Source organism: Enterobacter cloacae complex sp. ECL352 (genome assembly GCF_020149545.1).
Lineage (GTDB): Bacteria > Pseudomonadota > Gammaproteobacteria > Enterobacterales > Enterobacteriaceae > Enterobacter > Enterobacter asburiae_B.
The window spans coordinates 2,073,952-2,088,327 of the sequence record NZ_CP083709.1 but is presented as its reverse complement, the minus strand read 5'-3'; the positions used below and the strand labels follow the sequence as shown (position 1 = coordinate 2,088,327).

General features: G+C 57.1%; 11 protein-coding genes and 1 pseudogene. 4 read left to right on the top strand and 8 right to left on the bottom strand.

The genetic code is table 11. The features are described from left to right. The first annotated feature begins 172 nt into the window (after nt 1–172). On the top strand, nt 173–946 hold the full coding sequence (gene pdeH / locus LBF07_RS10265; RefSeq protein ID WP_039263033.1) for a cyclic-guanylate-specific phosphodiesterase: 774 nt from the start codon (nt 173–175) through the stop codon (nt 944–946). A 65-nt stretch (nt 947–1,011) separates the two neighbouring features. Then, nucleotides 1,012–3,054 (top strand): AsmA family protein, encoded by a 2,043-nt coding sequence (locus LBF07_RS10260; protein ID WP_094934858.1) that lies wholly within the window; start codon nt 1,012–1,014, stop codon nt 3,052–3,054. A 106-nt stretch (nt 3,055–3,160) separates the two neighbouring features. Here LBF07_RS10260 and LBF07_RS10255 read toward each other — a convergent pair whose 3' ends face one another. The 3 genes from LBF07_RS10255 to LBF07_RS10245 all read right to left on the bottom strand — a co-directional run bounded on the left by LBF07_RS10255 (nt 3,161) and on the right by LBF07_RS10245 (nt 6,721). Further along, nucleotides 3,161–4,483, bottom strand: coding sequence for an MFS transporter (locus LBF07_RS10255; RefSeq protein ID WP_023309582.1), 1,323 nt, complete (start codon nt 4,481–4,483; stop codon nt 3,161–3,163). Nucleotides 4,484–4,743: 260 nt separating this feature from the next. Further along, nucleotides 4,744–5,769, bottom strand: a complete 1,026-nt coding sequence (gene yhjD / locus LBF07_RS10250) for an inner membrane protein YhjD (protein ID WP_094934899.1) — start codon at nt 5,767–5,769, stop codon at nt 4,744–4,746. A 52-nt stretch (nt 5,770–5,821) separates the two neighbouring features. Next, nucleotides 5,822–6,721: a LysR family transcriptional regulator gene (locus tag LBF07_RS10245; protein ID WP_048976957.1), complete on the bottom strand. Its 900-nt coding sequence runs from the start codon at nt 6,719–6,721 to the stop codon at nt 5,822–5,824. Nucleotides 6,722–6,840: 119 nt separating this feature from the next. Between LBF07_RS10245 and LBF07_RS10240 the strand changes: the two genes are divergently transcribed. Further along, nucleotides 6,841–7,599, top strand: a complete 759-nt coding sequence (locus LBF07_RS10240; protein WP_094934859.1) for an SDR family NAD(P)-dependent oxidoreductase — start codon at nt 6,841–6,843, stop codon at nt 7,597–7,599. Nucleotides 7,600–7,696: 97 nt separating this feature from the next. Here LBF07_RS10240 and LBF07_RS24720 read toward each other — a convergent pair. Then, nucleotides 7,697–7,795, bottom strand: a pseudogene (locus LBF07_RS24720) (lysozyme); the annotation flags it as partial. Nucleotides 7,796–7,866: 71 nt separating this feature from the next. Continuing rightward, entirely contained in the window at nt 7,867–8,406 is a 540-nt protein-coding gene (locus LBF07_RS10235) for a GNAT family N-acetyltransferase (RefSeq protein WP_094934860.1), read from the bottom strand. Nucleotides 8,407–8,554: 148 nt separating this feature from the next. Here LBF07_RS10235 and LBF07_RS10230 point away from each other — a divergent pair, with 148 nt between their 5' ends. Beyond that, nucleotides 8,555–10,144, top strand: coding sequence for an STY4199 family HEPN domain-containing protein (locus LBF07_RS10230; protein WP_094934861.1), 1,590 nt, complete (start codon nt 8,555–8,557; stop codon nt 10,142–10,144). A gap of 127 nt (nt 10,145–10,271) precedes the next feature. On the opposite strand, the gene LBF07_RS10225 is transcribed toward LBF07_RS10230, so the two are convergent. The 3 genes from LBF07_RS10225 to LBF07_RS10215 form a co-directional block, all read right to left on the bottom strand. Continuing rightward, on the bottom strand, nt 10,272–11,921 hold the full coding sequence (locus LBF07_RS10225) for an alpha,alpha-trehalase (protein ID WP_094934862.1): 1,650 nt from the start codon (nt 11,919–11,921) through the stop codon (nt 10,272–10,274). Nucleotides 11,922–12,102: 181 nt separating this feature from the next. Further along, nucleotides 12,103–13,455, bottom strand: coding sequence for a glutathione-disulfide reductase (gene gorA, locus LBF07_RS10220; protein WP_033146863.1), 1,353 nt, complete (start codon nt 13,453–13,455; stop codon nt 12,103–12,105). Between the two features lie 71 nt (nt 13,456–13,526). Then, complete coding sequence (locus LBF07_RS10215) at nt 13,527–14,369, bottom strand: 23S rRNA (adenine(2030)-N(6))-methyltransferase RlmJ (RefSeq protein ID WP_032640380.1); 843 nt, start codon at nt 14,367–14,369, stop codon at nt 13,527–13,529. Nucleotides 14,370–14,376 lie beyond the last annotated feature (7 nt).

Here is a 14,376-nt window from a genome sequence, read left to right as displayed (position 1 = left end):
CAACTATATTAAAACAACGTTCCATTATTTTATTTGAGCCAGCGCGTGTTCCCGCGCATTTCTGTCATCTTAATTTCATTTTCCCGGTGAATTGAACATAAAGTTCTCAATTGTCGCGCCGATAATCCTGTGACGAGTCCAGAAAGGCTATCCCAACAACAGGACATCTGAAATGAAGTCAGAGCAGGTTATCCAGCGGCTGAGCACTACGCCTGAGGCAAGTATTGAGAACTTGCAGGAGCATCGCTACTGGCTGCAATGTGAGCGTGCGTACACCTATCAGCCGATCTACCGAACAGATGGTCGACTGATGGCAATTGAAATTTTGACCGTCGTTACGCATCCCTCAAACCCTACTCAGCGCATCGCGCCGGATCGCTATTTTGCCGAAGTTGCCGTTCGCCAGCGTCTGGACGTGCTGGAAGAGCAGCTTCGCATGCTGGCGACGAAGCAGTCCTTTTTCGAACGGCACGATATCCTCGCCTCGGTGAACGTCGATGGTCCAACCCTGCTGGCGCTGCGTCAGAACGCAAAATTGCAGGAGCTGATCGCCACCCTGCCGTGGATGCGCTTTGAGCTGGTGGAGCATGTCCGCCTGCCGCAGGATTCCTCGTTTGCGTCGATATGCGAATACGGCCCGCTGTGGCTGGATGACTTTGGCACCGGCATGGCGAACTTCTCCGCCCTGAGTGAGGTGCGCTACGACTACATCAAAGTGGCCCGCGACCTGTTCATTATGCTGCGTCAGACCCCGGAAGGGCGGAATCTGTTTACGCTGTTATTACAGCTGATGAACCGCTATTGCCAGGGCGTGATTGTTGAAGGTGTAGAAACACTGGAAGAGTGGCGTGATGTGCAAAACTCTCCCGCGGCGGCGGCGCAAGGCTATTATCTCTCCCGCCCGGTACCCATGGATCGCCTCGATAGCGTGATAACGACCCTCTGATAAGCCCGCTTCCCTTTGTCTGGACTATAGTTTTACAGGACAGGTCATCAGGAAAGGGGATAAAAATGACGAGAACAACCAGGGTAATCTCCTGGACAGCAGGGATTTTCTTGTTGTTGATCGTGGTCGTCGCCATCATTATTGCGACGTTTGACTGGAACCGTCTCAAGCCGACCATCAACCAGAAAGTCTCAACCGAACTGAACCGCCCCTTCGCCATACGCGGTGATTTAGGGGTGGTGTGGGAGCGTCAGAAAGAGGAGCCCGGCTGGCGCAGCTGGATCCCCTGGCCACACGTCCATGCCGACGACATCATTCTCGGCAACCCGCCGGATATCCCGGACGTCACCATGATCCACCTGCCGCGCGTTGAGGCCACGCTGGCTCCGCTGGCGCTCCTCACCAAAACGGTCTATCTGCCGTGGATCAAACTTCAGCAGCCCAATGCGCGCCTGATCCGACTCTCAGAAAAAAACAACAACTGGACGTTTAACCTTGCCAGCGACAGCGAAAAAGATCCGAATGCCCGGCCTTCCTCCTGGTCATTCCGTCTCGACAATATTCTTTTCGATCGCGGACGGATCGCCATCGACGATAAGGTCAGCAAGGCGGATGTGGAGATCCTCGTCGATCCGCTGGGCAAACCGCTGCCGTTTAGCGAGGTCACGGGCACGAAAGCAAAAGGCGACGCGGCAAGCGTGGGTGACTATGTCTTCGGCCTGACGGCAAAAGGACGCTACAACGATCGGCCTCTCAGCGGTAAAGGGAAAATAGGCGGCATGCTGGCGCTGCGGAGCGAAGGCACGCCGTTCCCGGTGCAGGCGGACTTCCGTTCCGGTAACACCCGCGTGGCGTTCGTTGGCACGGTCAACGACCCGATGAATATGGGGGGCGTCGATCTTCAGCTTAAATTTGCCGGCGATTCGCTGGGCGAACTGTATGAACTGACCGGCGTGCTGCTGCCGGATACCCCGCCGTTCGAAACGGACGGGCATCTGGTTGCCAAAATCGATACCGAAAAATCGTCCGTTTTTGACTACCGGGACTTCAACGGCCGTATCGGCGACAGCGACATCCACGGCACGCTGACCTACACCACCGGAAAACCGCGCCCGAAACTGGAAGGGGATGTTGAGTCCCGTCAGCTGCGTCTGGCCGATCTTGGTCCGCTGATTGGCGTGGACTCGGGTAAAGGTACCAGGTCGAAAGAGGTCAAAAAGGATGTTCAGCCTGCGGGCAAAGTGCTGCCATACGATCGTTTCGAAACAGACAAATGGAACGTGATGGATGCGGATGTGCGCTTCAAAGGCGGAAAAATTGAACATGGCAGTACGCTGCCGATCAGCAATCTTTCGACCCATATTCTCCTCAAAAATGCCGACCTGCGCCTGCAGCCGCTGAAGTTCGGCATGGCGGGCGGGACAATTTCCTCGAACATTCATCTGGAAGGCGATAAGAAGCCGATGCAGGGACGGGCGGAGATCCAGGCGCGTCGATTGAAGCTGAAAGAGCTTATGCCGAACGTAGAGCTGATGCAGAAAACCCTCGGTGAAATGAACGGTGATGCCGACATTCGCGGTGTGGGGAACTCGGTGGCGGCGCTGCTGGGCAGCGGCAATGGTAACCTGAAGCTGCTGATGAACGACGGGCTGGTGAGCCGAAACCTGATGGAGATCCTGGGGCTGAACGTCGGTAACTACGTCATCGGGCAAATCTTCGGTGATGACGAGGTGCGGGTGAACTGCGCGGCGGCCAATCTGGATCTGGTTAACGGCGTGGCGCGCCCGCAGATATTTGCCTTCGACACGGAAAACGCGGTGATTAACGTGACCGGGACCGCCAGCATGGCCTCGGAGCAGCTTGATTTGACGATTGACCCGGAAAGTAAGGGGATCCGCATCATCACTCTGCGCTCGCCGCTTTACGTGCGCGGGACCTTCAAAAACCCGCAGGCGGGCGTGAAGCCCGGACCGCTGATTGCGCGCGGTGCGGTGGCTGCGGCCCTGGCGACGCTGGTCACCCCGGCCGCAGCGCTGCTGGCGTTGATTTCGCCGTCAGAAGGCGAGGCCAATCAGTGCCGGACTATTTTGTCGCAGATGAAGAAGTAAGGTGCGGCCTGTTTTTGCCGGGTGGCGCTGCGCTTACCCGGCCTACGGGACTTTCTCCCTCTCCCTGTGGGAGAGGGGCGGGGTGAGGGCATCAGGCCGCAGTGAATTACAGAGCCTGATGCTTCGTCTCGTGAGTCAGCAGCAGCGCAATCAGCGTCAGCGCCGCCATGGCCGCCAGATAGACGCCCACATAGAACAGACCATAGTTCGCCTGCAGCCAGGTGGCGATATACGGCGCAACGGACGCGCCCAGAATAGAGGCAACGTTGTAGGAGAACGACGCGCCGGTATAACGCACTTCCGTCGGGAACAGCTCAGGCAGCAGCGCGCCCATCGGGCCGAAGGTCAGCCCCATCAGGCTCAGGCCAATCAGCAGATAGGCCATCACCAGCGCCGGGCTACCTGAACCCAGCAGCGGCGGGAAGACGAACAGCGCGAACAGAATAATCAGCGTGGTGATCGTAATCATGCTCGCACGACGACCAAATTTATCCGCCAGCAGGCCCGCAATCGGTACCATCACGCCAAACCCGATCACCGCCATCATCAGCATCCACAGCACTTCGTTACGCGGCAGCCCCAGCCCAACCGGCGCGGCGGCGGTACTGAACGTCATGGAGTAGACGGTCATGATGTAGAACAGCGTATAGGTTGCCAGCATGATGAACGTGCCCAGCACGGTCACGCGGACGTGTTTGGTCAGCAGCGTACCCAGCGGCACTTTCACCTGCTTGTTCGCTGCGGCCACTTTCGCAAAAACAGGAGTCTCATGCAGCGAAACACGCACATACAGCCCAATCAGCACCAGCACGGCTGAGAAGATAAACGGGAGACGCCAGCCCCAGCTCATGAACTGTTCATCCGTCAGCAGCCAGGAGAGCAGCAGGAACGTCCCGTTGGCAAAGAAGAAGCCAATCGGCGCGCCCAGCTGCGGAAATGAACCGTACAGCGCGCGCTTGCGCGCCGGGGCGTTCTCGGTGGCCAGCAGCGCCGCGCCGCCCCATTCACCGCCCAGCCCCAGACCCTGACCGAAACGCGCCAGCGCCAGCAGGACCGGCGCCAGAATGCCGATGGTTTCATAGGTCGGCAGGAGACCGATGGCTACGGTGGAGATGCCCATCGTCAGCAGCGAGGCCACCAGGGTGACTTTTCGGCCAATGCGATCGCCAAAGTGTCCAAACAGCGCAGAGCCAATCGGACGCGCAACAAACGCGATGGCAAAGGTCGCCAGAGACTGCAGCGTGGCCGCCGTCGGATCGCCCTGAGGGAAGAAAATATGCGGGAAGACGATGACCGCGGCGGTGGCATAAATATAAAAGTCGAAGAACTCAATGGCGGTGCCAATCAGCGAGGCGACGACAACTTTATTGCGCGAGTTTACCGGAACGTTTTCCGTTCCTGAGTCGAGTGTGGTGGCTGTTGCTTGCATAATATTTTCTTATTTTTGTCGAACGAAAGGCCATATTACGCACAGCAAAAGCGACATTTCAATCTGTAACAAAGCCGCGTGCTGGTGATAAAAGCAACAAAAAGCGGATAATTTTCAGGCCAGCGAAAACGCGTCTATGAAATGCTTCACAGATTTTAAATATCAGTCAATTAAACTGGTTTTCAGTTAAATAAAAGTTACGGACTGGATTTATATGCTGAAATGATGAATCGGGCTGAAATTTCAGCCCGAGAGCGGGGCTAGTGGTGCGTTTTACCGGGCATTCGCGTGTCGCCTTTGTACTCGGCGGTGGCAATCCATGCCGCGCAGAACAGGGTCAGGCGGGCGAAGAAGTAGAAGAAGGCCATCAGTCCCAGCACCGAGCCAAACGCCGCGCCGGAAGGGGATTTCACCAGCGACGGCAGCGTGTAGGTCATCACGATTTTGATCACCTCAAAGCCGATCGCCGCAATCAACGTGCCGCGGATCAGCGCCTTCTTGCGCGGACGATGGCGGGGCAAGCGCCAGAAGATCCAGAAGAACAGCAGGTAGTTGGCGAAGATGGAAATGGCCAGCCCAATGCCGCGCCAGGCGGGCTTGAGCCATTCGATGTAATCAAGATAGAGCGCGGAGATGATCATCTGCTGCGCCGAGCCCGCCACGGAGGTAATGGAAAGCGTCACGATCAGCGCGACGAGCAGGCCAATCAGCGAAACAAAATCGCGGAGATACTTCACCCAGATTTTCTCCTGGTCCTGCGGCTTACGCTCCCAGACGTCGCGCGACTGGGCGCGAATGGCCTCGCGCAGGTTGCCCATCCAGTTAACGCCGGAGTAAAGGGCAATCAGCAAACCGACGATGCCGACGGTGGTACGCTGCTGAACGGCGGTATTGATGGTGCTCTTGAGCGTGCTGGCAAGGGTTGGGTCACTGACGTTATTCAGGATCTTACTGAAGATATCCTGCAGCAGCGTCGGGTGCGACGCGAGCACAAAACCGGCTGCCGCAAACGACACCATCAGGATGGGAATCATCGACAGGAAGGAAAAATAGGTGATGGCGGCACCAAACTGGTTCCCCATGCGGTCATTAAACCGTTCTGTGGCGCGTATCAGGTGCGCAATCATGGGAAGCTGCTGGATCTTTTCTGCCATGCTGGTAACCGTACCCAGCGCTTTGCTGGCTGTTCCCGGCGTTGCGGGCGCTTCAGGCTCGGTTTCCATCTTTTTGATGGGCTCATACTCTAAATGTTGGGTGGGTCGTTGCGGGTTGTTTTCCGGCGTCACGCGCATTTTCCTTTTCGTTGAGCTGGATGTGTTTTTGAATTATAGCTTGCGGCTAGTCCACGTAAGCTTTTGTGAGTTCGGTAAGCCACTCCATGAACAGATGGACCCGGCGGGAGAGGTTGCGGCGGTGAGGGTAAATCAGGGAGACAGGCATCGGTTCGGCCCGGTATTGCGGGAGGATCTCAATCAGTTTCTTCGCGCGCAGTAAATCGCGCACCCCAACCCGCGGAACCTGAATAATGCCCAGCCCGGCGAGACAGGCAGCCTGGTAAGTTTCCGTGCTGTTGACGGTTAACACCCCGCCCGTTTTTATCCACTGCGTCGTACTGCCATTATAAAACTCAAAGCCCTGCGGGCGGGTTCCCAGCATCGCGGCGTAGTGGATGACGGCGTGCGAGCCTAAATCGTCGAGCGTTTCCGGGTAGCCAAATCGCGCCAGATAATCCGGGCTGGCGCAGTTAATCACCGACAGCTTGCCCAGCGGACGGGCAATCAGCCCTGAATCCTTCAATGTGCCGACGCGCACCACGCAATCAAACCCTTCGCGGATCACATCCACCAGACGATCGCTGCTGCTGAGCTCCAGTTCAATGCCCGGATAGTGCTGCAGAAAAGCAGGCAGTTTGGGGATGACTAAATTTCGAGCAACGCCGACGGGCATATCCACGCGGAGCCGACCGCTGATGCTGGAGGGATCGTGCTGAAACATACCGTCGAGTTCATCAAGGTTTGCCAGCAGATCTTTTGCCCGTTCGTAATAGACCATGCCGTCCTGCGTCAGGCTGACGCGGCGCGTGGTGCGGTGCAATAGCTGGGTGCCAAGCCGGTTTTCCAGGGCCTGAATTTGCCGCGAGACGCTGCCTTTCGGCAGGGTTAATGTTTCGGCCGCGCGGGAAAAACTCTCCAGTTCCGCGACGCGGACGAACAACTGCATTGCGTGAATTTTATCCATAGAGGAAGCTCATTGTTGTTTCTGTTGAAACAGTGAAGCGTTTTAACCCATCTTTATTGATTTTCTATCACCTAATAAGCTCTTTCTCAATCTCCTTAACAGCCAAAACGAGGTTTATGATGAGTGAACGTATCGCATTAGTGACGGGTGGTAGCCGTGGTCTGGGTAAAAACGCTGCGTTAAAGCTGGCGGCAGACGGAACGGGAATTGTCCTGACATACAATCGTAGCCAGCAGGAAGCGCTGGATGTTGTGCATGAAATTCAGGAAAAAGGCGTCAACGCAGCGGCATTACAGCTCAACGTCGGGGATATCACGAGTTTTGATCATTTTGCCCGACAGCTTCAGGAAACCCTTAAGACCGCCTGGCAGCGCGAAACCTTTGACTATTTATTGAACAATGCCGGAACGGGTTTATATGCGCCCTATGCCGACACGACGGAAGCCCAGTTTGATGAAGCGCTGAACATTCATTTCAAAGGACCTTTCTTCCTGACCCAGCGCCTGCTGCCGCTGCTTAACGACGGGGGGCGTATCCTCAACGTCTCAAGCGGGCTGGCCCGTTTTACCCAGCCGGGCTCTGGGACCTACGCGGCCATGAAGGGGGCGATGGAAGTGCTGACGCGTTATCAGGCGAAAGAGCTGGGCGCGCGCGGAATTTCCGTCAATATCATTGCGCCGGGCGCGATTGAAACCGACTTTGGCGGCGGACGCGTGCGCGACAACGCGGAGCTGAATCAGCTTCTGGCCTCGCAGACGGCGCTGGGCCGGGTGGGGCTGCCGGACGATATTGGCGATGCCATTGCGGCACTGCTCAGCGATAAATTGGGCTGGATGAATGCGCAACGTATTGAAGTATCAGGCGGTATGTTCCTGTGATGCACGGGCTTAAGGGGAAGGAACCCCTTAATGAAACCCTTAGTATGGATGTGTCTGCATACTGACAGTGATAAAGAACGCAGGCAGCCATAGCCGATAACCCCTTTTCATCACGATATTTCTCAAGAGAAAGACCCTGATGATTATTTATTAACGCAATGGCGGCAGAAAATATTTTCAGCGAATGACGTTTGATATTCGTTTCCTCTTAATAGCGACACTGAAGAGGAAACGACGTCCGGGAAATATCTGCTAAAAAGCGGTTGGTCAGGAATTATTATTCAGGTATTCCTGCTGTAATAAACCAAATAGCCAGTCATTTTGCCAGCGCCCCGCAAGGTAATAGCTCTCGCGTAATTCACCTTCCAGACGAAAGCGGGCTTTTTCCAGCAGGCGTCTTGACGCGACATTTCCCGCGGTGACGGTGGCGGTGAGTCGCCGTATACCGCCCTGATGAAAAGCGTAATCGCAAAGCGCTTTCAGGGATTCAAAGCCGTAACCTTTCCCCTGCGCCTCGGGTGCGAAAAGGAAGCCCACTTCGGCGCAGTCTTCCTCCCGATGAATATACCCGGTAACACCCAGCGGGGCCTGTGAGGCGATGTCACGCACGACGAGACAAAGCCAGTGCGCGCTGCCCGGTGCCCATGGGGCCAGGCGCGAATCAAACGCCTCGCGGATCGCCGCGACGGGGCGGCCTTCCGCCACAAAGCGCATCACGTCCTGGTGCTGCTGTAGCGCCAGAAAAAAGGGCCAGTCTTGCTCCTGCAGGGGCGAACAGGTCAGGCGAGAGGTAATTAAAACCGGCATTCAGATTCTCCTGAAACATTTTAAATCATTTTAGGGTTGTCACTTTATTTCAACAGAAAGTCAGGTATGGTTAACCGCGTATAAATAAAAAGAATAAAGGGCATTTCGTGCCCATTCCGGATGTCTTCGTTGTCGCTTAAGGAAAACAATGACTCTCAGCACATCACATCATATTCGCGAACAGTTTGAACACTGTCTGGCGGTCATTCGCCATGCGTCGGTTGAAATTTTACTCCTTCTGAATGTACATGCTTCTGAGGGAAAAGATCCACGCTGGTTTCTGGAACAACTCGACAGCGCGCGATTAGCTCTGGGCGGCTGGGGAGCCGTTGCGAAAAAACTCAACCTCAATGATGCCGAGATGTCGGAATTTACGCTCCAGCTGCGCCTGCTGCAGCAGCGCGTTCCGCAGTATGAAAGCGGACAGGATGTGAGTGAAAACCAGCTTATTGCGGCGATGCGGTTTGTGACCGCGCTGGAACATCTTCGCCTGCAGCAGCCGCTGTTGACCTACAGCACCGACCTGGCACCGGGAAGCGAACTCCAGCAGCAGCAGGCGCACAAGCAGGTACGCGCGATTGAGCTGATGATTAAAGGGCTCATCCAGCAGGCCTGGCCCGATCAGGTGCGGCTGAACAACCATCTAAAGACCCTGTTTAACGCTGACCGCGTACGGCGCTGGCTGAAGCTTGGCGAGATCAACGATGTCCTCAGCGGCATGATGTTCAGTGAACTGGCGCAGATGCTGGTGGATAAAAAAGAGTTCAGCCGCTATTACGCTTCGCTGTTCAGCGACCCGTCCATGCTGACGCTGCTGGTAGAACCGCGCAAAACGCTGCAAACCTTCCTCGATGACATCCGGCAAATCCGCAACAGCATCACCGTTCAGAAAACGCTAAGCTCGGCGCAAATTCAGCTGCTGGATAGCTACTACGCGCAGATCGCGCGGCCCGTTCAGCGCGCGTTTGAAGAGGGGAGAACGCGCGTCAATCCGGCCGGATTCATGGCGGTAGATGCCAGCGAATTGCATACCTTCTGGGAAAAGGCGCAGAAAATGGATCGGGTCACTGGGGGGGATCTGTTTGAAGTCCGTGACACCATTGAAAAGCCGACCCAGCGCGCGCCGCGTACCCCTGAACAACGCGAGCAGCTCATTTCCGGTGCGCTATGGGGGGCGGTTGGCGTCATGGTGATTGCCATCGTGGCAGGGGGCTTCTGGCTGGTGACCAGCAGCAAACCGCAGCCTGCAACCGCCAGCGCGGCTGAAGCGGCTCCTCCGCAGGAAATGCGCGAGACGCCTTCTTCGCGCGAAACGCTCACGCGCATGGGGGTCACCTGGGACGAGAATAATTTCCGCTCGGCCATTAACCGCAACGATACCCGCGTAACCCTGCTATTTTTGCAGGGCGGTATGGACTGGAAGCTGTCCTGGACCGAAGAGGCGATGTCGGCAGGCTATGACGATGTGCTGGAGCTGATGTTACGCTACCGCCAGAACATGGTGGAAGAGAAGCCGTGCCGTCGCTTCATCAACACGCTCAGCCACGCCATGTCGAACGGCGAGTCTCTGACCTCGGTTCGTAAAGAGTATCTCAAAGCTTTCTGCACCGTACCTGCCGTGGTGAAACGCCAGCAGCACGATCTCGACATGGCCACACGGCGCGCGCAGTCGCAGCCGGATGCCACCACGAAAAAATGGCAGTCTATTCAGACTGCCATTTATGAGGTGATTCGCTAAAATTTTTCCCCTCACCCCAGCCCTCTCCCCATAGGGGCGAGGGAGATGAAGAGCGCACCGTGCAGTCCCCTCTCCCCTCTGGGGAGAGGGTTAGGGTGAGGGGTGAGGGCACCAGACCGCACCCCGCTTAAGGCTCCCCATACAACCCAATCAGCCGCCGCACCACGCCGTTCGTCCAGCCGAAACCGTCCTGCAGCGGATACTCACCCCCGCCACCTTCGCGCGGCGTGCTGCTGGCGATGTGGTACTTCTCAATCAGCTTGTGATGCGTCTTATAAAAATGGTTCACCGTATGCAGCCAGCTCCAGGCGATCTCATCGCCCAGCGAGTCGTTGCCGTACTGCTTGAACCCCTGAATCGCCATCCACTGCAGCGGCGCCCAGCCGTTGGGTTTATCCCACTGCTCGCCGGTTTCGTACTCGGTCGCCAGAATTCCGCCCGGCGTCAGCAGACGCGCCTTGACCGCATCCGACAAACGTTCTGCCTGCTCGTGCGTCGCCATTCCAACATATAGCGGCACAATGCTGGCGGCAGAAAACAGCGCCAGCTCTTCGCGTCGCCAGTCGTAATCGCGGTAGCAGCCGCTCTCCTCGTCCCACAGATAGCGGTTCACCGCCGCGCGGCGATCGTTGGCTTTCTGGCGGAACGCCTCTGCCGTCTCTTTATCCCCTTTCGACGCGGAGATGTTGGCGATAGCGCTTTCCAGCTTGAACAGGAAGGCATTCAGATCGATGGGGATAAACTGCGTCGTGCGGATGCTGGCGAGCCGCGACGGATCGCGCAGCCAGCGGGACGAATAATCCCAGCCGGACGCCGCACCCGCGCGCAGGTCGCGATATACCTCATTGGGCGGACGACCCGAGTGGCGCGCGGTTTCCACGTCCTCAATCCACGATTCGTCGCGCGGGGTATCACGGTCGTCCCAGTAGCGGTTGAGCAGTGAACCGTCCGGCATGCGCACAGCACTGCGGTAAGCCTGGTTAAGCAGCAGCGACTCCGCGCCGTCCATCCAGAAGGCGTATTCCATTTTGAGGTGATCCAGATAGCGTTTCGCACCGCGCACGCCGTCCTCCTCGAACAGCTCCACCATCAGGGCAAAGACCGGCGGCTGTGAGCGGCTGAGGTAATAGGTGCGGTTGCCGTTGGGGATATGCCCGTAGCGTTCAATCAGCCAGGCGAAGTTGTCCGCCATACATTTGAGCAGATCGTTACGGCCGCTCTCCGCCAGCCCCAGCATGGAGAAATAGGAATCCCAGTAGTAGGTCTCGCTGAATCGCCCGCCGGGGACGATATAGGCCTGCGGCAGGGCCAGCAGGGAAGACCAGGGAATATGATCCTGCGGCTCGCGCGTCAGCACCGGCCACAGGTTATCAATATGCTCTTTCAGGGAGAGTCCCGGGTCGGAGACATATTCTGTGCCGTACGTTTCAGGCATCCAGAAGTGGTTCTCCACAAACTGGCGCAGGTCGAAATCCCGGTGGCGTCTGACCTTGCGGTAGCGGATCAGGATATCCAGCGGATCCATCTTCGGCGCGCAGTCGGGGAAGGTTTTACTGTCCGCAAACAGCCGCGTCGACTGCACATGCTCGAACAGTTCAAGATAGCGGTCTGCGGGCGTCAACGCATCGGAGGCGGGTAGCCCCTCGATCATTTCGGGTTCCGGCTCCGCCTCAATCATTTCATCCAGTTTCAACTCGCAGGGATCGGTCTCGTAGCGCAGATCTTCTGCAATCTCGAACTCGATGTTCTCGGTAGCCTGTAGTTTCTGGTTGAACATGGTGATAGGGACCTCCGGTTGTGTGTTCAAAAGACAGGTTTATCCGGGCGTCTTATAAGCGTAGACATTCGCTTCGGTAGATGGGGAGGGATATGTGCGGTAGATCACTATTTTCGGAGCATTCGTTTTGCAACGATTTATGAATGTTAAAAAAATGCCCCTCCGGAGAGGGGCATCAGGATTAACGCATGGTCACAAACTCTTCCGCGGCCGTAGGGTGGATGGCCACCGTGTTGTCGAAGTCTTTCTTGGTTGCGCCCATCTTCAGCGCCACGGCGAAGCCCTGCAGGATCTCGTCCATGCCGAAACCGATGCCGTGGATACCGACAATCTTCTCTTCCGGACCTACGCAGACCAGCTTCATGCGGCACGGCTGACGGTGAGAGGTGACGGCGGTGTACATCGCGGTAAATGCCGATTTATACACTTTCACCTGGTCGTCGCCGTACTGCTCGCGCGCCTGCGGCTCGGTTAAGCCGACGGTGCCGATTGGCGGGTGGCTGAAGACCACGGTTGGGATGTTGCTGTAGTCCAGATGCTCGTCCGGCTTGTTGTTGAACAGGCGCTCGGAGAGACGACGGCCCGCCGCAACGGCGACCGGCGTCAGCTCAACCGCGCCGGTGTTATCGCCGACCGCATAAATGCCCGGTACGCTGGTGTTCTGGAATTTATCGACGACGATATAGCCTTTTTCGTCGGTTTTCACGCCCGTCACGCCCAGGTTGAAGTTATCGTTCGCAGGTTCACGGCCAATCGCCCAGATCAGGCAATCGACGGTCTGGCTGCGGCCATCTTCCAGCTCAAGCGTCAGGCTACCATCCGCGTTTTTCACCACCGCTTTTGGCACGGCGTTGGTGTGCAGGGTCGGGCCTTCGGTGTTCATCACTTCAACCAGCGTATCGACAATCAGCGGGTCAAAGCTGCGCAGCGGCGCGTGTTTACGTACGAACAGGTGCGCTTCCGCGCCCAGGCCGTTAATCACGCCAGCCAGTTCCACCGCGATATAGCCCGCGCCAACAACGGCAACGCGTTTTGGCAGGGCAGGCAGCTCGAAGAAACCGTCGGAGTCGATGCCGTATTCCACGCCCGGGATGTTCGGGTGGCTCGGACGACCGCCGGTGGCGATCAGGATGTGATCGGCGGTGATCGTCTCGCCGTTCACTTCGATCGTTTTCGCGTCCACAAAGCGGGCGAAACCGTGGATAACATCGACGTTATTTTTACCCAGCACGTTGTCGTACGAGGTGTGAATACGGTCGATGTAGGCGGTACGGCTGGCGATCAGTTTGTCCCAGTCGAAGCGGTTGATGGTGGTGTCAAAGCCGTAGTCCGGGCCATACATATGGATAGCTTCACGGATCTGCGCCGCATGCCACATCACTTTCTTCGGTACACAACCCACGTTCACGCAGGTGCCGCCCAGCGCTTTGGCTTCAATCAGCGCGCACTTCTGGCCGTACATGGCCGCACGGTTGATGGAGGCGATGCCGCCGCTGCCGCCGCCGATTGCGATGTAGTCATAATGCTTAGTCATTGCTTTTGTCCTTAATCGTGAATTGCCGCGATTGTATACCTGAAATCAATAGTTTCCACCGATGACTGCGATTACTCCGGCACGATCCAACTGACGGTGGCGTGGCCTGTACCGGCGGGGACCAGCGTTTTATGCAGCCACGGCAGCACGTTGTTCATCTGCGCTTCGAGCTTCCACGGCGGGTTGATCACAATCATGCCGGAGGCGGTCATGCCGCGCTGATCGCTGTCAGGGCGTACCGCCAGCTCGATCTGCAGGATCTTGCGGATGCCGGTCGCTTCCAGGTCTTTGATCATGCGTTTGATCTGCGCGCGCAGCACCACCGGGTACCACAGGGCATAGGTGCCGGTAGCAAAGCGTTTGTAGCCTTCGTGGATGCCGGTTACCACCGCCTGATAGTCGGTTTTGATTTCGTACGGCGGGTCGATCAGCACCAGGCCACGACGGGAAACCGGCGGCAGTTTGGCCTTCAGCTGCTGGTAACCGTCGGCTTTTTCCACGCGGGCGCGGCTGTCTTTCTGGAATTCGGAACGCAGCAGCGGGAAGTCGCTCGGATGCAGTTCGGTCAGCTGGAGGCTGTCCTGCTCGCGCAGCAGCTGGCGTGCAATCAGCGGTGAGCCAGGGTAGTAGCGTAGCTGGCCGTTGCGGTTGAAGTGATTCACTACGCCGATGTAAGGCTCCAGCTCGGCAGGCAGATCGTCCTGCTGCCAGATGCGGGCAATCCCTTCCAGATATTCACCGGTACGCTCGGCATGCTCGCCGCTCAGCTGATAACGGCCCGCGCCCGCGTGCGTGTCCAGATAGAGAAACGGCTTCTCTTTCTCTTTGAGCGATTCGATGATCAGGCTCTGAACGGTGTGTTTAAGGACGTCGGCGTGGTTGCCTGCGTGGAAGCTGTGGCGATAACTGAGCATGGATGAA